This is a genomic window from Treponema sp. OMZ 840 (assembly GCF_050937815.1).
In the GTDB taxonomy this organism is placed as follows: Bacteria; Spirochaetota; Spirochaetia; order Treponematales; family Treponemataceae; genus Treponema_C.
Window position 1 is genome coordinate 125852 of sequence record NZ_JACDIJ010000001.1, and the last position, 19266, is coordinate 145117.

At 39.9% G+C, this 19266-nt stretch carries 18 protein-coding genes and 1 pseudogene; 5 read left to right on the plus strand and 14 right to left on the minus strand.

The window, feature by feature from the left end; all coding sequences use genetic code 11:
* Positions 1-37: 37 nt before the first annotated feature.
* Complete coding sequence (locus tag H0R92_RS00640) at positions 38-970, minus strand: alpha/beta hydrolase (RefSeq protein WP_432960126.1); 933 nt, start codon at positions 968-970, stop codon at positions 38-40.
* Positions 971-1026: 56 nt separating this feature from the next.
* On the opposite strand from H0R92_RS00640, the gene H0R92_RS00645 reads away from it, so the two are divergent.
* From H0R92_RS00645 to H0R92_RS00665, 5 genes are all read left to right on the plus strand, one after another.
* A complete protein-coding gene (locus tag H0R92_RS00645) occupies positions 1027-2307 on the plus strand; it encodes a class I SAM-dependent RNA methyltransferase (RefSeq protein WP_432960128.1) in 1281 nt (426 codons plus the stop codon).
* Positions 2304-4211, plus strand: coding sequence for a PQQ-binding-like beta-propeller repeat protein (locus tag H0R92_RS00650; RefSeq protein WP_432960130.1), 1908 nt, complete (start codon positions 2304-2306; stop codon positions 4209-4211). The genes H0R92_RS00645 and H0R92_RS00650 overlap by 4 nt, the downstream gene beginning before the upstream one ends.
* Before the next feature lie 106 nt (positions 4212-4317).
* Complete coding sequence (locus H0R92_RS00655) at positions 4318-5877, plus strand: P83/100 family protein (protein WP_432960132.1); 1560 nt, start codon at positions 4318-4320, stop codon at positions 5875-5877.
* Positions 5878-5972: 95 nt separating this feature from the next.
* Positions 5973-6878 carry a lipoyl synthase gene (gene lipA / locus H0R92_RS00660; protein ID WP_432960133.1) on the plus strand — a complete coding sequence of 302 codons (906 nt, stop codon included), beginning with the start codon at positions 5973-5975 and terminating at the stop codon, positions 6876-6878.
* A 15-nt stretch (positions 6879-6893) separates the two neighbouring features.
* Positions 6894-7880: a lipoate--protein ligase gene (locus H0R92_RS00665; protein WP_432960135.1), complete on the plus strand. Its 987-nt coding sequence runs from the start codon at positions 6894-6896 to the stop codon at positions 7878-7880.
* A 360-nt stretch (positions 7881-8240) separates the two neighbouring features.
* Here H0R92_RS00665 and H0R92_RS00670 read toward each other — a convergent pair whose 3' ends face one another.
* From H0R92_RS00670 to H0R92_RS00730, 13 genes and pseudogenes are all read right to left on the minus strand, one after another.
* Positions 8241-8603, minus strand: coding sequence for a hypothetical protein (locus H0R92_RS00670; RefSeq protein WP_432960137.1), 363 nt, complete (start codon positions 8601-8603; stop codon positions 8241-8243).
* Positions 8603-8749 carry a hypothetical protein gene (locus tag H0R92_RS00675; RefSeq protein ID WP_432960139.1) on the minus strand — a complete coding sequence of 49 codons (147 nt, stop codon included), beginning with the start codon at positions 8747-8749 and terminating at the stop codon, positions 8603-8605. Before H0R92_RS00675 ends, H0R92_RS00670 begins: the two co-directional genes overlap by 1 nt.
* Positions 8733-9347, minus strand: a complete 615-nt coding sequence (locus H0R92_RS00680) for a hypothetical protein (RefSeq protein WP_432960141.1) — start codon at positions 9345-9347, stop codon at positions 8733-8735. Before H0R92_RS00680 ends, H0R92_RS00675 begins: the two co-directional genes overlap by 17 nt.
* 3 nt (positions 9348-9350) lie before the next feature.
* Positions 9351-10640, minus strand: a complete 1290-nt coding sequence (locus tag H0R92_RS00685; RefSeq protein ID WP_432960143.1) for an RHS repeat domain-containing protein — start codon at positions 10638-10640, stop codon at positions 9351-9353.
* Positions 10641-11302: 662 nt separating this feature from the next.
* Positions 11303-11680, minus strand: a pseudogene (locus H0R92_RS00690) (RHS repeat-associated core domain-containing protein); the annotation flags it as partial.
* 99 nt (positions 11681-11779) lie between these two features.
* Positions 11780-12331: a hypothetical protein gene (locus H0R92_RS00695; protein ID WP_432960145.1), complete on the minus strand. Its 552-nt coding sequence runs from the start codon at positions 12329-12331 to the stop codon at positions 11780-11782.
* A gap of 1017 nt (positions 12332-13348) precedes the next feature.
* Complete coding sequence (locus H0R92_RS00700) at positions 13349-14191, minus strand: hypothetical protein (protein ID WP_432960147.1); 843 nt, start codon at positions 14189-14191, stop codon at positions 13349-13351.
* Between the two features lie 31 nt (positions 14192-14222).
* Entirely contained in the window at positions 14223-15242 is a 1020-nt protein-coding gene (locus H0R92_RS00705) for an RHS repeat-associated core domain-containing protein (RefSeq protein WP_432960149.1), read from the minus strand.
* A 492-nt stretch (positions 15243-15734) separates the two neighbouring features.
* A complete protein-coding gene (locus tag H0R92_RS00710) occupies positions 15735-17108 on the minus strand; it encodes an RHS repeat domain-containing protein (protein ID WP_432960151.1) in 1374 nt (457 codons plus the stop codon).
* A 169-nt stretch (positions 17109-17277) separates the two neighbouring features.
* A complete protein-coding gene (locus H0R92_RS00715) occupies positions 17278-17886 on the minus strand; it encodes a hypothetical protein (protein WP_432960153.1) in 609 nt (202 codons plus the stop codon).
* A gap of 4 nt (positions 17887-17890) precedes the next feature.
* A complete protein-coding gene (locus tag H0R92_RS00720; protein WP_432960154.1) occupies positions 17891-18049 on the minus strand; it encodes a hypothetical protein in 159 nt (52 codons plus the stop codon).
* Between the two features lie 69 nt (positions 18050-18118).
* Positions 18119-18562: a hypothetical protein gene (locus tag H0R92_RS00725; protein WP_432960156.1), complete on the minus strand. Its 444-nt coding sequence runs from the start codon at positions 18560-18562 to the stop codon at positions 18119-18121.
* The gene (locus H0R92_RS00730) at positions 18555-19229 is read right to left on the minus strand and encodes a hypothetical protein (protein WP_432960158.1); all 675 of its coding nucleotides are present in this window, start codon (positions 19227-19229) and stop codon (positions 18555-18557) included. Before H0R92_RS00730 ends, H0R92_RS00725 begins: the two co-directional genes overlap by 8 nt.
* Positions 19230-19266: the final 37 nt, after the last annotated feature.

Below are 19266 nucleotides of genomic sequence, written 5' to 3' on the forward strand. Positions count from 1 at the left end.
TATGGTTTTTTCGAAATTGTACGCCTTTTGTTAATTTTTAATGAGATGTAATCCACGAAAAAATATCGGCGTATACTTCATCGTAATTCAGTTCGTTAAGCATTTCGTGCCGTCCGTCCTCGTAATATTTTTCGCTCACATCTTGTATACCGTTTTTACGGTATACGGCAGCCAAAGCACGGATTGTTTTTGTATAGCCGCCGACGGGATCCGCCGTTCCGGCAAATAAAAAAACGGGCAAATCGCCTCTGATACCCGCCATGTTTTTTTTGCGGTGAATACGGCTTAAACCTGCGGTTAAATCGTAAAAAAAGCCCGCCGTACACAAAAAACCGCACAGAGGGTCGGCTTCGTATTTTTTTACCTGATCTTTATCGCGCGAAAGCCATGCAAAGGGACTGTTTTTTTCGGATTCGGGAATTCTGTCCAAATAAGACGAAAAACTGAGCTTATCCAAAAATTTTGAGCGGTAACGGGAGCCTTTAAAACATTTTACCGCAGCGGCAATACGGTTGCCGGCAATGCTCAATGCTAAGCGCGGCCCTGCAGTTCCGGATAAAATGCATGCGTCTATTTCGTTTGAAAACTGCTCGATAAAAGACTGCGCGACAAACGAACCGAACGAGTGTCCGAACAGGATAATTTTAGCCTGCGGAAAATCGAGGCGGCTTTTTTGTATAATGCGGCGCAAATCCGAAACAACCCGCTGAAATCCGTCTTTTTCGGCTAAAAAGCCCAAATCGTCTTCACAAACAGCGGTTTTTCCGTGTCCGCGGTGATCGTGCGCATAAACCGCAATACCGTTTTCGGCTAAAAAACGTGCAAAACGGTCGTAACGCAGCGCATATTCGGCCATACCGTGGCTTATAACTACAACATACCGTATTCCGATTTCCGGAATCCATGTATGCAGTGCAAGGCGCGCACCGTCATCCATAGCGACAAAGTCGCTTTTTGTATTGATTTTCATAGCCCCCTCCGTTTACGGTTTTTGACTCGCAGCGGTATTTTTGTTATACTGTATCCGTGATTGAAATTATAGCACAAAAAGCGGTTTTTGGGGGAGATTGTATCGGAAAAATCGACGGAAAAACCGTTTTTATCGGTCAAAATACGTATAAAATCGATAAAGCCGCCGACAAAACGCCGCACGCGTTATATCCGTCCGGGGCATTGCCCGGAGAAACTGTCGAAATAGATATCGTCGATTCAAAAAAAGACTACGACAAAGCTGTCGTAACGAGGGTTTTAAAAGCGTCAAAACACCGCATACCTCCCTTTTGCCCGCTTTACGGCCGTTGCGGCGGCTGTAATTTTCAATATGCGGACTATGCATATCAGGTAGAATTAAAAAAAAGTATTGTGGAAGACATAATGCAGCGTTCATTCGGTAAAGACGGTATCGGTTTTCCTCCCGTACACACCGTTTTCGGCCCCGATACCGAATACCGCAGCAGGTTCCAATTTTATGAGGGCGGATTAAAAGAGCGCAATTCACATACTGTCGTACCTCTTGACGATTGTCCCTGCGCGGTAAAGCCGTTAAGAACCTTTTTACAAAACGGACTTTTAAAACAAAGCGATTTTTCAAAGCGCGTAAACGTTTTTGCCGACGAGCGCCTTATCGACGCCGATTTTTCCCGCTCGGGAAAAAAGCCGGCGGATATACATAAGGTTGTATGTGCAAGCGGTAATTCGAGCATATGTACAATGAAAATTGCGGGTAAAAGGATTGCTTTTGACGTAAACGGCTTTTTTCAGTCAAATATGCCCATGCTTGAAAAAACCTTAAGCCTTATAAGCGGCGGTTTATGCGGCGAACGCCTCTTGGATATGTACGGCGGAACGGGGATTTTATCGCTTTTTGCGGCCGCGCACTTTACTTCGGTAACAATTGTGGAATCCGATAAACGTTCCGTGTCGTTTGCAAAGCAAAATTACAGGGAAAACGGCATACAATGCGCTTTATCCGTACAGGTAAAGCGCGGCCGCGACTGGGCACTCGAACAGATAAGACGCAAAAATGCGGCGGGGCGTTTTGACGCGGTTATTATAGACCCGCCGCGCACGGGAATGGAAAAAGAAGTAACCGATTATTTGTGTATGCATAAACCGCCGCTTATCCGCTCACTGTCGTGCGACCCTGCAACTCATGCCCGCGATTTAAAACGCTTGGCTCAAGCCGGCTATACAATCGAAAAATTATATATGCTCGATTTTTATCCGCACACATCGCATATAGAAACGCTTGCTTTTTTGAACTGCACGGCAAAATCCGCCGAAAAAAGCGGCAGGAGTGATATATGAAAGCGGCTGTTCAAACCGTAAAACGGTATCCGATTCTTTTTTTATTTTGCGCCGCTGCGGTTTTTGTCTTCGGACAAACGCCTTCAAACAAAGGCAAGGCGAAAACCGCCGGAGCCGACGACGCTTCGAAACCGTTGTGGCAATCGGTTTTAGGGGGCGATGCCGTTTCTTCTCCGAAGCGTACGAGCTACGGTTTTGTCGGCTTAAGCGAAGGAAAAATCTTAAGCGCATGTACGGGAAACGGAACGGTTATTTGGCGGCGCAGTTTACCCGATTCGCCTTCGGCATGGTTTACCGTAAGCGCTTACAATTTTATATATCTTGTGTCCGAAGACGGCACAAAGCTTGCGCTGTACAATCCCGACGGCATTATGCTGTGGCAAACAGTATTGGAAGAAAAAGCCGTAAGCGACCCCTTATGCGGCCGCGACGGCAGGGTGTTTATAGCCGGGAAAAATTCGCTCAGCTGTTACGGAACGCAGGGAACAAAAAAATGGACGCTTTCTCTTCCGCAAGCCGGCCGTTTCGCTTTACAGGAAATGAACGACGGAAGCGTTCTGTATATTCCCGAAGCGAAAAAAAACGGTGCAAGTATGGGAATCCGCATATCACCCTACGGAGAATTGATTGAAGATATCGTTTTTACCGCCGAAATTTCATGTCTAGCCTCGCACGAAAGCGGCCTTATACTCGGCTTTAAAACGGGGACGGTCGGCTGCGCTTCGGTTTTAAAGTCGGTAACAAAAACGCTGTGGTCAATTCCTCCGCAAAAAAGCGGATCCGTTCCCGGTTTAATTATACCGGGCAGTCAGGGGTTTTGCGTTTTGTATTCCGATTTTACTTTGTGCGAATACGATTTTCAAAAACGTTCCGTTTTATGGAGTGCACAAAACAGCCGCTTAAAACCGGGAGAAAACTTTTTTGCGGCCTACGACACGGATTCTTACCTGTTTGCGCACACTGCACCTTCGGGTACCTATGCGGCATCTTATACGGCAGCCGGAATCCCGGAACAAAATGAAAAAAAATCGAACGGCGGTGCAAAAAACGGAGGAACAAACCGCGATAAACGCGATAAAAAAGACGAAAGCAAAAATAACGACAAAGCTGACAAAGCGCCGCAGCGCTTGCTGTGGGAACGGGAAATAAAAACGGCGGCGGATTCGCGCTTTCCGCTCATTACGTCCACACTCCACTTAATTGTCTGCGGTAAAAACTGGGTTGTGTCGGCCTATGATTTAAAAAATAAAAACGAAAACATAAAGCCGCCGATTTACGACTTTGAACCCTACCGCATACAAAACTATGCGGGTTTTACCAATACGATAGAGCGTTTAGCAAAAGAAACCGAACAAGCCGTCCGCAGCGCACGTTACGAAAAAAATGCGGATGTTGCCGAGCATTTAAGGGCGGGAAATTACGGCGTAAAAGAATACGGGTATAAAAAGCGTATACAAAACGCACTGAACTCATATGCGGAAGATTATCTTTTGCCGAACCGCCGCAGTACGGATACCGTAGAAAAAACGACAACGCTCGCACTTATGGCGCAATTCGAAACAACCGATTTTAACTATGCCGTTCCCCTGTTTTTGAAAAACGAAGAAGAACCCGTTTTGCTTGCCGCCGCTATGCGTTGTGCAGGTTCTATTGGCTACGATCCGGACGGCAAAATGCTTGAAGCCATAGAACACTTGTATGCGACAAAAAAAACGGTTTTGCCCGACCCCGTTCTTGTGGAACTTGCCGAAGCCGTATATGCGCTGTGCCGTTACATGGGGCGGCCGGCTTTTATCAAACGGGGTAAAGCCGTATTATCCGATATGCTTACATCGGGCAAAAGCGGCAGCGTTCAAAACAAGGTACGGGCTGTTATGCTGCGCTTTATAGCGCTGGAACAGTAAAAAAGGGTTGGCATTTTAGCGATTTTTGCATTATACTATATAAGACTGTATAAGCCGGGTGTCCGAAAACCGACGGATTTTTGCGGCAGTTCCGGATTCGGAGGATATGATGAAAAAATACATGTTTTTGTTGAGTGTCTTTGTTTTTTTCTCAGTAATGCTGAATGCTTTGGAAGTTGACAGAGCCGAAATAGAATCGGCCGGTTCCGCCGCTTCCGTAGTATTTATAAACTATTCGGGGCCGCATCAAATTATAAATACGGCGGATCAAATTCGAAGCATCGGAAGCGGTTTGGCCGGTGCCGTTATGCAAAATCCGCAACGGGAAAGTACGGCCGGACAGTCGGCTCGTTACTATGTTATCCATGCGGTAGATCCGTCGGTTAAAGAAAAACTCGATGCCGACATATTGATTTTAGGCGAGCGGGCTATCGTAGACCATATAGATAATGTCCGGCGCATTATAGCCGCTTATTTGGAAGGCGCATACGGCTACAGCCGAAAAGATGCCGAAACTTTGGCGGTTTTTGTTACCGTATACAATGCCGTATACCGCGGCAACATGGATGCGTTTAATCAAAAATATAAAACGGTTGTTACCAAGCATTTGACCAAGGATAAAGCCGGTTTAGCGCTCAATTATGAAGAATGGCCGGGAAAAACGCAGATTGTCATTCCCTTATCCGACATACAGGCAAAGGGACTCGGAACCATAGAAACAAGCGTTATTTCGGACTCAAAGGTTATCGAATCGATGAAAAAAGAGCCGGATAAAAGTATCGATGAACGTAAAAGTATGGTTACGATAAAAGAAAAAGAAGCCGAAAAATCACAGATAAAAGCCGAACAAGCGCAAAAAAAAGCCGTAGAAGCTAAAAAAGAAGCGGCCGTAGAAAAGAAAAAAACGGAAGAAATAAAAAAAGAAGCGGTACAGGCTAAAAAAGAAGCCGAAGCAAAACCCGGCGATAAAGAAGCGCAAAAAAAAGCCGAAACAAAGCAAAAAGAGTTGGTAAAGCAAGAAGAAAAAACGGCCGAAGCCGAAAAAAAAGCCCGCACGCTGGAAAAAAGAGCCGAAACGGAACAAATAATAGCGGATAAAAAGCAAACCGAAGCTCAAAAAGAACGGATAGAAATTGCAAAAGACCAACAGCAGCTTATCCGCGAAAGTGCGGGTTTGGATTCGGTTATAAAAGCGGCTTACGGTCTTAAAATTACCGACGAAAGAGAACGGCTTTCCGCTATGGTTTTAGTCGATACAAAAACCGGCCGCACGGTAAAAGAATCGCCGGTAACCGTTATCCGCAACCGTGTTATCTATCCTTCCGGCAAAGATTATATTGCCGTAGCGGGAAAGACCGGCGGCAATGCGGCGGTCAGATTGGTAAAACTCGATGCCAAAAATATGGAAATAATCGCTCAAAGCGAAGAAACGCTTGCAACCGATTCGGTACTGGTAAAAGAAGGCGAGTTTTACTATGTGGTTATTCAAGACGGTAAAAACTATGTTGCGGCAAAATACGATGCGAATTTAAAGCAGGTTTTAAAATCGAACGTTCCCGTTATTGCCGGTACTCCGATTACCGTTACCCCCGAAGGAGTTATGGTAACCGATACTTACGGTTTTGCAAAACTGCTTAAAACGGAAGATTTGCAGGGTGTAGAATAAAGATAAAAGCCGGACAAAGAAAACGCTTTTTGTCCTCGGGCGGTTTTCCGAAAAACGGTGCCGCCCTTTTTTTTAAGTTTGTTTTTAAGGTTTGTATGGATTTAAAAAAGCCCGAATGGTTAAAAATAAAGTACCGCGAAACCGACCTTTCCGAAGTCGCTTTGTTGATGAAAGAGCTTTCGCTGAATACGGTGTGCAAGGAGGCCGCCTGCCCCAACCTCTGCGAGTGCTATAAAAAGGGAACGGCAACCTTTATGATTTTGGGCAGACAGTGTACGAGAAACTGCCGCTTTTGCAATGTGGAGTGCGCTCCCCCCTCGCCCGTCGATAAAGACGAGCCCCTTCACGTTGCCGAGGCGGTACAAAAACTGCGCCTTAAATATGCGGTTATTACAAGCGTTACGCGCGACGATTTACCCGACGAGGGGGCCGAGCACTTTGCGCAAACAATAGAAGCAATTCACTCTTTATGCCCCGGTGTAAAAGTTGAAGTGCTTATTCCCGATATGCACGCAAAAAAAGAGCTTTTGGACAGGGTTTTGCAAGCCCGCCCGGATGTATTGAATCACAATGTCGAAACGATCGAGCGCCTCTACCCTTCCGTGCGCCCGCAAGCCCGCTATGAGCGTTCGTTAAAAGTTTTGGCATATGCAAAGCGGAATTATCCGGATATTTTTACCAAAACGGGGATTATGGTCGGCTTGGGCGAAACGAGCGATGAGGTTTTAAAGCTTATGGACGATGTGCGGGAAGCGGGCTGCGACATTATGACAATCGGCCAATATTTACGCCCTTCGGCGGCACATATCGAAGTTACGGAATACGTAAGGCCCGAGCAGTTTGCAGAATACAAAAAAATCGGCCTTAAAAAGGGCTTCCGTTACGTTGCAAGCGCTCCCTTTGTGCGCAGTTCTTACAATGCTTCGGAAGCGTTGTGCGGAAACGAAAGCATTTGTACACACGAACATGTACAAAACTCCGATGCAGCCTGTGCTTGCTGAGCCGGGAACGGAAGTATGACTTATATCGAACACGATAACACCGACCCCTGTTTTAACTTTGCCGCCGAAGAATACTTTATGAGCGAAAAGGATATAGGCGACGACAATCTTTTTATGTTTTGGCGCACAAAGCCCACCTTGATGATAGGGCGCTTTCAAAATACGGTTGAAGAAATAAATACTTCCTATGCCGAGCAAAACGTTTTGCACATTGTGCGCCGCAATTCGGGAGGCGGTACTATTTACACCGACGAAAAAACCTGGCAGTTTTCGTTTATTGTAAAAAACTACGATAAAAACGCTTGCGAATTCCGCCGCTTTACCGAGCCGGTTGTAGAGGCTCTGCAAAGGGCGGGCATACGGGCGGAATTCGGCGGGCGCAACGATTTGTTTATCGAAGGCAAAAAGGTTTCGGGAAACGCCCAATTCCGAAGGCAAAATGCGATGGTACATCACGGTTCCATTCTTTTTGCAACCGATTTGGAAGCGTTGGTAAAAAGTATCAGCGTTTCCGACGATAAAATCGTTTCAAAAGGGATTAAGTCGGTGCGCGAGCGGGTTACGCGGATTGCCGACCATTTGAAAACTCCGATGGACGAAAGTGCTTTTCGTGACTTTATGGTACAAAGCATTTTACAAACGGGAGCCTCGGTGTACCGCCCCTCTGCCGGCGACATTCTGCGTATCGAAAAAATTGCCGATACAAAATTCCGCACATGGGAATGGAATTACGGCACTTCCCCCGCCTTTAATATAGAGCGCAAAAAACGCTTTGCTTCGGGCGGAATCAGCGTGAACCTGTCGGTAAACAAGGGCATAATCGAAGCGTGCAAAATATACGGCGATTTTTTCGCTTCGGGCGATATAGAAGCCGTGGAAAAAGCCCTATGCGGCATCCCTTACGAAAAGCAGGCCCTGGCCGCTCTCATCGAAAAGCAAAAACTGCACGCCGCCTTTTATTCCCTGAGCGCCCAAGAACTCCTTGAAAGTATAATAGGGTGAAGATATCTATGCAAATACAGGACGTTTTTTTTCTTGAGCATATATCATAAATATCTGTCAAGAGTTTAAAAAACGGATAAGGAAGCACTCAGGACAAAAAAAGAAAACAAAGCTGAAAGCATCGATTGTAAAAATAACTATTATTATACAACCTTTTTTATTTTCAAATCAAAATCGATTTGTTAAATTATAAAAAGATGACAGCATAAATTGAAAAAAACAGCCATAATATTATTAGAACTATTCCTGTAACAATATTTAATTTATTCCATGTCTTACGAATAAAAAAATGAGAAAGTGTAGACAGTGAAATTGCGGCTGTTCCAATCAAAAACAACCTCATTATTTCTATAAACTTACTCATACAGAAATCTTGTCACAGGATTTTAATTTGTTTATTAAAATCTTTTTCTTTTGCCGGCAATTCATCTCTTCTTCTTCTGAAGTATAAGACACACAATCCGGAGGTGATAAAGTTAAAATCCTGCTATTTAAAATACTAGAAATAGAAAGGTCAAACTCTAAATCGTACTTATTGGAATTTTCAAAATTTTCAATAAATTTATTTTTTCCATTTTTTATCAGAAATTCTTTTAAAATTTTATATTCAGAAAAATTTAATTGCATCGGATCTACTGAAACACCATAACTAAAGGGGCTGTACCCATTATGAAGGAAAATAACATACTCTCCATTATCTACCTTATCTAAATATTTATTCATTATGGCTCTACCGCCTCCGGCGTTAAGATTGTAGGATTTATTATAGCATAATTTGAACCACCGGGGTTCTTTTCACTTGGATAACGAATCGCATCGATACTTGATAAATTCCAGTTTTTCATTGGTATTTTAATCAGCAGGTTCAAATCTAAAATTATCCAGAAAAATATTTCCGCAAAAAATTGAATAAGGATACTCCATTACATATGAAACAAAAAAAGCTTTTTTCTTATTATCAAATCTTATATTAATAGTAGCTCCTATATAATCCTGTACTTCAGTAATATAAAATTCTTTTATTCTTTTTTCGGAAGCTATATCATAAAGAGAAGGAAATAATTGTTTTCGATGTATTACAGTCCCTAAGATATCCCGGGTGTTAATATCAGCTTCTTCTTTCACATTAGTTTTTATTGTTGTGCAAATATATACTCCATCACATGAGACTGAAAATACGTAATCACACGGTATTTTCGTATAAAAAAGTTTTTTCTGTAAAATATCATATTTAATTAAAAGATTATTATTTCCCACCAGAAATAAAAAATTCTCATTTAGAACATATTGCCGAGCAGCATTAAAAACATCATAGGAAATGATATCCTGCAGGATTTTTGTTTCATTTTCTATAGAATATATTTCAAGTCTGTTATCAAAGCCATTGTCAATAACAGTATACTGTAATTCTAAAGAATATATGTTGTATACAAACATAGATATAAATATAAACGATAATTTTCTCATAATTTAATCCTCTAAAAAGATAACGCGTATTTCCTTTAAATTCTTGATATTATATGCAGACTTCTCACGAATATTTATCAACCGTAGATAATCCCCATTACTACTACCGGTTATTCCGGAATTAAAGTACCCTTCAGAATCTGGAAGTTCCGAAATACCAACCATATGATTATTAACACTAGGGGTATCTTCACTTAAATCAAATATTCCAAGTATCATATACGCTTTATTACTTTGTTTATATTCTTTAAGTTTTTCTAAGAGCCCATCTGCTCCTTGTTTATCTTTAGTCCAATAATCCCATTTCCCAGTACCAAATAGCGCATTCATAGCATCTTTTCCTTTCAGTTCCCCTAAATCTTTTCCAAACAGTGCTTTATCGCTATTAATTTTTAGCGGAGAATCATACTTTTCAGCATTTATTAGAGGTAATCCATAATATTTTGATGATGCAAAAACATTGGCAAAAGCAGTAATATAACAACCATGCGAATTAATTGTTTCTGTAGTAGAATTCCCTAGAAAATTGGTATAATTACTCATATTATGAATTGCATTTATCCCGAAGATTACTCTCCCATCCGGGTCAATATACTTCACCGGATTATTGGCTTGAAGCTCGCTGTCGCTTCGCTGCCCGATGCCCGCATAATGGTACAAGTGCATATTTATGCTGTTATATATACCACCCATGCCGGGTAAGTTTTGGTTATGTTTACGGGCATTGTCATTTGTCGGTGCCATGGGTATATACTCACCTAACGCCGGGTCTGTTGTCAGCCATCTTGATGTTTTAGCGTCCAGGTACCGTGCGCCGTAATAATACAGTCCCGTTTCCTCATCGCGCTCTTTGCCGGTGAATTTAAACGGCAGGGTTCTGTTCTCCGTCGCTCTTTTTTCTATCCAATACTCTCCGTAGGGTGTGTATTCTACTCTTTCGTACTCCTTTCCTTCACTGTCGGTTATAAGTTGTGCGCTTCCCAAGTGGTCACTGTGGTAGTAGTACGTGCTCACCTGTGCCGTGTATGTGTTACCCTGTGTGCCGGCTCCGTTTGTCCGGGTTACCAAGCGTTCGCTTCCCAAATAGATGTGCTTGGACTCCCGCTCGGTGTTATAGGCACTACTGTTATGCAGCCAGCTCCACATCGTGTTAAAATACAAGGTTTCACTTTGGTTTGAACTCTTTAAAGCTCTCTGCCCGTCAGCTCCGTAGCGGTAATATACCGACTGCCTGTTTTCGCTACTTTCTTGCATGAGGTTGCGCTCGTTCCACACATATTTTCTTTGGATCATGACCGATACTATAATAATATCAATATTATAAAGAATATTATTACACACCCACTTATTAAAAGGACCTTACTTCTTCTGGTAAATTTTTTATTTTTTTTACCTATTGTTATTGAATAAGCAATACAAATGATTGCTCCGAAAAGCGGTATTAAAACATTAAAAATTTTTTCAAACATTGTTTACTCCTACTTACAAATAGTTGTTGCTGTATCAACAGTATCATATACATGTGATACTTCATTTTTAATAACTGAAAATGCTTCTTTTCCGGTATTAATTACTTCTGGTGTTGATTTTATAGTATTTACATAATCATAAGTATTCGCCATATAAGATACTGCGGCATTAATTTTTTCTCCAAGTTTTTGATTAGGACCTATTTTTCCGGTGTCAGTAAAACATTCTTTATTCTTTTTATCAATAGTAGCACCTATCATTCCTCCAATAGAAGAAGGTATATTCTCACTTTTTATTGTTGTTTGTATTCCTTTATTTTCAGCACAACTTGCTGTAAAATCAGCCATACCTAATGCAAAACGACCTATTCCATCTAAAATCATTATGGTCCCAGCGACTGCTCCTACCCCTCCTGTAGAACCAGCTAAAGCTATACCGCCTACAATCTCAGATGCAGCTAACCCCATTTTTAATAAACCACTTTTTACTGATTCCCCATCCGGATCCGTATACTTCACCGGATTGTTCCCCGCATAGTGGTACAAGTGCATATTTATGCTGTTGTAGATGCCGCCCATGCCCGGCAGGTTTTGATTATGCTTACGGGCGTTGTCATTCACCGGCGCCATGGGTATGTAATCGGATAACGCCGGGTCGGTTGTCAGCCACCTTGATGTTTTAGCGTCCAGGTACCTGGCACCGTAATAGTATAAGCCCGTCTCCTCGTCTCTTTCTTTTCCCGTAAATTTAAACGGCAATGTCTTATTCTCCGGCGCTCTTTTTTCTATCCAGTATTCCCCGTAAGGGGTATATTCTATGCGTTCGTATTCATTCCCCTCATAGTCGGTTATTAAGTGGGCACTTCGCCGCACGGCTCCCTTACGTGAGCCGTGCTTACCGAGTTTTTTACAGCCGCTCGGACTGCTCAGTGTTGTGTCTGAAAAAACTCGCGTACCTGTGCTTTATTTTCTCCTTCGTTTTTTTATTTTCGGATAATCTTTCGGTAAATACAAGTATATACCTTTCCCATCCTCGCCCAAAAGAAGAAAATCGTAGTTATATTGTGCAGCAAAGAATACTGCATTTATCTCATCTAAGGAACTAAATAACGGATCCCTCAAATCATCACGAAGCATGTAATACTTTTTACCCTCAATTTTTAGCAAATATTCTTTTATAAAATCTTCAAGCGGTAATTTTTTATCCGCTATTTTTGTCGATGCTTTTTTGTCCGGGCTTTTAATCTTTGCACAAAAAAAATATCGTGTATTACCTATCACTCGATAATCCACATCGGTATCGGTTAATTCATAGTAACCGTCAATGCAATATACATATATGAGCGCATATGTTCCCCACACATTTTCTCCCGAATAATAATAATTTTCAAGAAAAATACGTTCGCTGTTTTTTTCGAGCCGCCGTTCATATGTATCCTGCGCATAAAAAAAAGCACAAACCGACAACATAAAAAGAAAAATACCCGTTTCTTTAATGACTGACTCTTTCATCATATCCCATTTGTCTCCGTAATGAATTTTCAGTTATCTGCTCATCCTTATACTCACCTATTCCTATTGTTTTTGCTTCTTCTCTTGGGTAAGAAGACCCTTTCCATCGTGATATTTCGGCATCCCCCGAACGTTTTTCACCGGCTAGGACACCATCCAATTCATAGTTAAAAGCTTTCCAATCAGCTTCTTTTGTACCTTCTGCATTATGAAGATACGGTTGAATCAGTCCCCTTTCCTTTTATAGAGGCATCCGCTATCGATTTAGGTTTAACGCCCGGCTGTCCCTCTTGAATTGTTATTGTGTTTTTAGTGGCCTGTAATTTACTTATCAGTTGACTTCCCGGCGTATCTCCGCCTTTTACTTTCAGGAATTGTATATCCCTCCCACCGCCGCACGGCTCTCTTGCGTGAGCCGTGCTTACCGAGTTTTTTACAGCCGCTTGGACGACTCTGTTTTGTGTCTGTAAAAACTCGCCTATATTCTGCCACTTCCTATACCTTCTTTGTATGGGCGTGCTCGCCTTACAGGCGGTCGGGCTTTTTGCTTGTATGGCCGTGTTGTTCTAATGCAAGCACTTCACGCACGGCCATATCGCTTCAATCCCTCACGCTTTTACATAAACGCTTCTAAAATACCTCAAATTATTTTAGGAAGATTTTTTATATGCAAGAGACTTATTTACAGCTTCTGTAGGAAAAGTATACTCTTACCGAATACGCTTTTCCTACAGCTCAAACGCCATGATTTTGAGCCGCTGCTGAATTGTCAAAGAACAACACTGCAAAATATTTCATGGGAATATCTTGCAGAAAATCCCTTTCAAATCGTTTTATTATAACCGACCAACGACGAATTGTAAAATGCTTTTTTTCAGTTGTATAGAATTATTTTGTGTCTCTGTTAGAGTTTTGAAGTAACGCTTAAACAACACTTGAAATAAAAAGTAAACTTTTCGGTATGGAAGCTTACAGCGGCGACTCTGCAGTTTTTATAAAAATTACCGGATCTAAAAGAAATTATTCAAACATTATCGGTTCAGCACAAATGTTTTTAATCTTGTTTTCATTAAAAAATTTGTAAACACGATTTGAAATTATAACACGCTTGCAGCACAAAAGACCGTCACCTGTACATTCTTGCGACAAATAAAAATCTTTATCTAAATCTTTTATGATTTCTTTTGAAGCAAAAATTTCAGCGTCGTCTTTCTTCAAATCTTTTTTTTGGTTACAAGCTTTACACACAATGACGTTTTTTACATTATATTTCAATTTCTGCGGAAAAACAGGATTAATTTTAAGTTGAACAATATTGTCAATAATCTGTTTTGTTTTTATATTTTTTACCGGCAAGAATTCTATCCCTGAAAATCCTTCTTTTACAAATAAGTCTCGAAGCTCGTTTGTAATAAAGAAAGTATCATAGACCCAGTAAACTCCGCCGATCCTGACTTTTTCAATATTAAAAGATTTCTTTAAATAAAAAGAATCTCTCTGAATAAGTCCGCTGCCGCAGATTGGGCAAAAATTCGTAATGTCATAAGTATAATTTATATACGAATTCTTAACATCAATCGTTTCAGGCTGAGGATAGCCGGAATATTTTCTTAGCCATATTCTTAAATATTTTGCTTCAGTGAGTTCTTTTTTAGAATATTCAAGTCTGATTTGTATTACCTTTCCATTTCTCGTATCTAAAAATTTTTCAATGTCCTTAAAATCTGCTCTATCCTGAGAAATCTCAAAAATTAAAAGCAAATCTTCAGAATATTTAATCTTATGATAAATTAAATACTCTCTTATCTCTCTCTTAGGATCATCCTTGTTGGTATTAAAAATATATCGATATATTCTAGTCATTATTCTAATCCTAATGTTTGAGCTGCTGCTTTCAATAATTCGGGATACTCTGCATATATTTTTTGTGCAGCTCCCATATCTGTGATACGGAAAGTTCTTCATACTTTGTTTTCCCATATTTGAAAAAACTTCTCCAAGCGTTAGTAAACACTTGATGTTCTTCCGGAGTTACTGCAACAGATAGCATTTTATTCGCCGTCAAACCTAATTTTTGTAATGCTGGTAGAAAGCGTTTTTCAATTATATGATGGGCTTGTAAGCCTGTATTTGCAATGGCATTTCTTAAATCAGAATATGCCTGTATTCCAAATTCTTCTGCACGTTGTAAATTGCCCCAAGCCTTTTCTCCCATAGTGGTAATAGTACCACCCGCACCAAATGTAACAGCAACAGCCGCTTTTGCAGAAACGGCAACAGCTGTTACACTTGCAGTTGCAGAACCGGTTAATGCAACAGCTGCTGTAGCACCCAATCCGAGGCCGATTATTCCGCCGATAAGAGCATCTTTGCCGGCTTCTCTTAAATCGACAGCACCTGTTTCCGTATAAGATTTATAAGCACCATATGCAAATCCTATTCCTGCGCCTATACCTGCAGTGACAAGACAAAACACCTTTCCATCCGGATCCGTATACTTCACCGGATTGTTCCCTGCATAGTGGTAAAGATTAAAGTTTACCTGATTATAAATCCCGCCTTCACCTTTTTCCGTTCCTGAAACATATTCCCCCAGCGCCGGATCTGTGGTCAGCCAGCGTGATGTTTTAGCGTCCAGGTATCTGGCGCCGTAGTAGTATAATCCCGTTTCCTCATCTCTTTCTTTCCCTGTGAACTTAAAGGGCAGGGTTCTGTTTTCCGAAGCGCGCTTTTCTATCCAGTATTCTCCGTAGGGGGTATATTCTACTCTCTCGTACTCATCCCCCTTGTAATCGGTTATGAGGTGTGCACTTCGTCGCACGGCTCTCTTACGCGAGTCGTGCTTACCGAGTTTTTTACAGTCGCTTGGACTGTTCTGTGTTGCGTCTGTAAAAACTCGCCTACCTTCTGCCATATTCTTTATTATAAGGGCGTTTCCCTTTAGCTGCAAGGCCTTGACTGCTAAAGGGTCGGGCTTTACAAGGCTAGCGGTACAACAGCACGGAAATTACCGTGCTGTTGTGTACTGCGAAAACGTTTTTGAAAAAACGTTTTCGCACCTTTCCAAGCCCTTACGCAGATAGTTTTATTTTCATTTCATCTGTTTATTTATTTTTTCAATCATAGCTGCATATCCGCTTCCTCTGATGTTTTTTTTACAACTTTTACCCAATTTCGACCGTATTTCAGCAGCAGATCAACTTGACTTCCCCATCGATGCAACCCTTAAAAATTAAGATATATTGAAATTATAAAAAAAAGAATTGAACCCATGATAAATAAAACTATATCGATTTTAGAAAATAAAGTTTTATAGCAGAAATATCTGACTATGAAAACAATTACAAAGACAACTTCAACAATAATAAAAATTACTATTGAATACAAAATTTTATTTATCATATTGCTATTCATTAGGACTTCCAAGATTCAGTTTCAATTGCAAATTTTTCAAATCACAATATAACCTATCTACAGCATATTGATTATTAATTTTATAACTCTTTAAGACACCTTTTTTATCAATATCAAGTGTTATATATCCACAATCTATAAAATCATCTATATGTTTTTTCGCATATGCATATAGCAACTCAACATTCTTTCGCGAGGTCCCTTTCAAAACATTAGAAAATTCGTTCTCGATAAATTGTTCTCTACCAACAGTTTGGTTATTTAATAAATCTTTGACAGCTGTATAGAGCGTTTTAGCAATATTAATTTTATTTAAAGCTTTTCCAAATGATTTTAAATATCTATTATCAGACATGTCCATCATACTTAAAGCAAAATCATTCCCTGTTGATTTTAAAATCTCAATATTTGACGTTTCATCTATTCTATTCAAAGCTGAGGTCGCATTAAATAATTTTTTTGATAACGAACTATAAGGTATTAGCCCCATAAAGTCATCAAAAACTTTATCTAATACACATAAATCTGATGAAAACCAATATTCCTGTTCTGCTACCTGAAATGTGTACGCCCTCCCCGTCGGGTCAGTATATTTAATCGGGTTATTCCCTGCATAATGGTACAAATTAAAGTTTACCTGATTATAAATCCCGCCTTCACCGACAGACGAGCCCGCCATATACTCCTCCAGTGCCGGATCTGTGGTCAGCCATCTGCTCGTTTTAGCGTCCAGGTAACGCGCTCCATAGTAGTATAATCCCGTTTCCTCATCTCTTTCTTTCCCTGTGAATTTAAAGGGCAGCGTTCTGTTTTCCGGCGCTCTTTTTTCTATCCAGTATTCTCCGTAGGGGGTGTATTCTATGCGTTCATATTCATCGCCTTTATAGTCGGTAATAAGATGCGCGCTGCCGAGATGGTCTGAATGGTAGTAATAGGTACTTGCCTCTGCGGTACTTGTGTGGCCGTCGCTTCCGGCCCCGTTTGTTCTGGTTACCAAGCGCTCGCTTCCCAAATAAATATGCTTTATTTCCCTGTCGGTGTTGTATGCGCTTGAGTTGTGTATCCATGACCACATGGTATTAAAGTATAAGGTTTCGCTTTGCTCGGAACTCTTTACGGCACGCTGTCCGTCCGCTCCATAGCGGTAAAACACCGTATGGCGGCTGTCGCTGGATTCTTTGAGTAAATTCTTTTCATTCCACGCATATTTTCTTTGGAACAGGCCGTGGCTGTTTTGTTGTATCTTCTCTTCGTTCACAAGTGCCCATGTCGCACGGCTCCCTGTCGTGAGACGTGCCATCGAGTTTTTACAGCCGCTTGGACTGCTCTGTGTTGCGTCTGAAAAAACTCGCGTATTTTCTGCCATATCCTCTATTATACGGGCGTTTCCCTTTAGCTGCAAGGCCTTGACTGCTAAAGGGTCGGGCTTTACAAGGCTAGCGGTACAACAGCACGGAAATTACCGTGCTGTTGTGTACTGCGAAAACGTTTTTGAAAAAACGTTTTCGCACCTTTCCAAGCCCTTACGCAACGACTTAATTAAGTTCAAAGGTTTGCATATCTAATTTTCCTATATATATTTTATAACTACTATCTAATACCCCATATTCAACTAACAAATATCCCTTTTGAGGAGTAAATTCTAAATACAAATCTCTTATCTGAAATTTTTGAAGTTCTCTTTTTTTATCAAACGAATATGTTTTTATTAAGGATTCATTCTCCAAATTATAGATTGATAAATTTAATGGCATTTTTTTAGAAAAATCAGTGTTAAAAACATCTGATATTTCAGAATTATTTTCAATGTTACACAAAGAACTTGTAAGAACTTTTAAATCAGTTGTAACAAAAAAAGAACAACCGGTTTCTATTTTTGTATAAACCAATTTCTTTTTTTTACAATCAAAAAAACATAAATTGCCATATTCTGATATCCTTGAATTTCTGAAACTCACAAAATAAATATTGCTATCGATAACTTGATACCCACAAAAAGAACTGAATGGGAAAGTTCTTACTATTTCTTTATTTAAATAAATTTCATATTGCATAGTTTCAAAATTCTGACGAACTGCAATTGACTCTGCCAAACATGGAATATATAATAAAATAAAACTGAGTAAGAATATTATTTTTTTCATAAATTTAATCCTCCAAAAAAATCACACGAATTTCTTTTAAATTTTCAATTCTATAAGCATTATCATCTCGGATATTTATTCCCCGATTAATATCTCCATTACTTGTTGGAGTCATATTATGAAACACTCCATTCTCATCGGGACCTTCTGATAATCCAACCATATGATTTGAAACCTCTGGATTATCAGACGATAAATCAAAAATGCACTAAACAGCCTATAAGTAAAAAAATTACTTATACTTTAAATAAACAAACATATTTGAGATTCGTTCCTCATTTAGTTGACCGTATGAATTCTTTTCTTTGAAAGCCTCTTTTTCAATAGCACTTAAGTTTATTCTTATCTTACATTTTCCTATTTTATTAAGCTCACTAATCGCATCATTAGAAGCATCAAGTTCTATCATCTCAGTATTTATAATTTTAAGACTTTGTCCAAATAAATAATTACTTTTTATCACTATTTTTTCAATATAAACTTTTTTTATTAATATTAACTCTATTTCATACTCCGGATAAATCTTACCATCTTTTTCTTTTGAATTAATTGTACACTGTTCGATTTTTATAATTTTTCCAATTTTTGGATTTCCAAAACCTTTCAATTCTTTTGCATTACAATTTATATAAAAAGCTAATAACAAACTAACTAAAAATAATACTTTTCTATTCATCTAAATTTCCTTTTCTAAAAAGATTTCTGAAAAAATTACTGTTCTGCACAGAATAATTTACTTGTTCATTGCCATTTTGAATTCCAAGATCATCTCTTAAAATATTCATAACTTCACGATTATCAGCATCATTTTCAGTTACAACACAACCTTCTGAACCAGGCTTACTTTGACCAGGAGCTGGTGGATGTAAAAAATCCCCTTTATCATCAAATAATAAAGTATCCTTTATAAAGGGTTTAGTTGCACCATTTTTTCCAACATCAGCTTTCGCTTTTGTTCCTGCTGGTATAGTATCATCAACTCCACTTGGATGATCTGCGGTTGATTGAACTTGAATATTATTTAAAGGAATTCCACAAACTTCTACTGACAAATTGTCTTGATAATAAGTATCTGTTTCATCATAATTATATGACGACCATGTTGCATGTATTTCTTTTCCTTCATATACATTACGTGTAATTGAAACATTTGTATGATCTTTTATAAAAGTTGCTACTTTTTCATTATGCCTTGCAACATAGTTTAATGCTTTGGAGAATGCTTTTTGTGCAAAATTTTGCTTTCTTCCATCCGGGTCAGTATATTTAATCGGATTATTGGCTTGAAGCGCGCTGTCGCTTCGCTGCCCGATACCCGTGTAATGGTACAAATGGAAGTTCATCGTATTGTATATCCCTCCCATCGCCGCACGGCTCCCT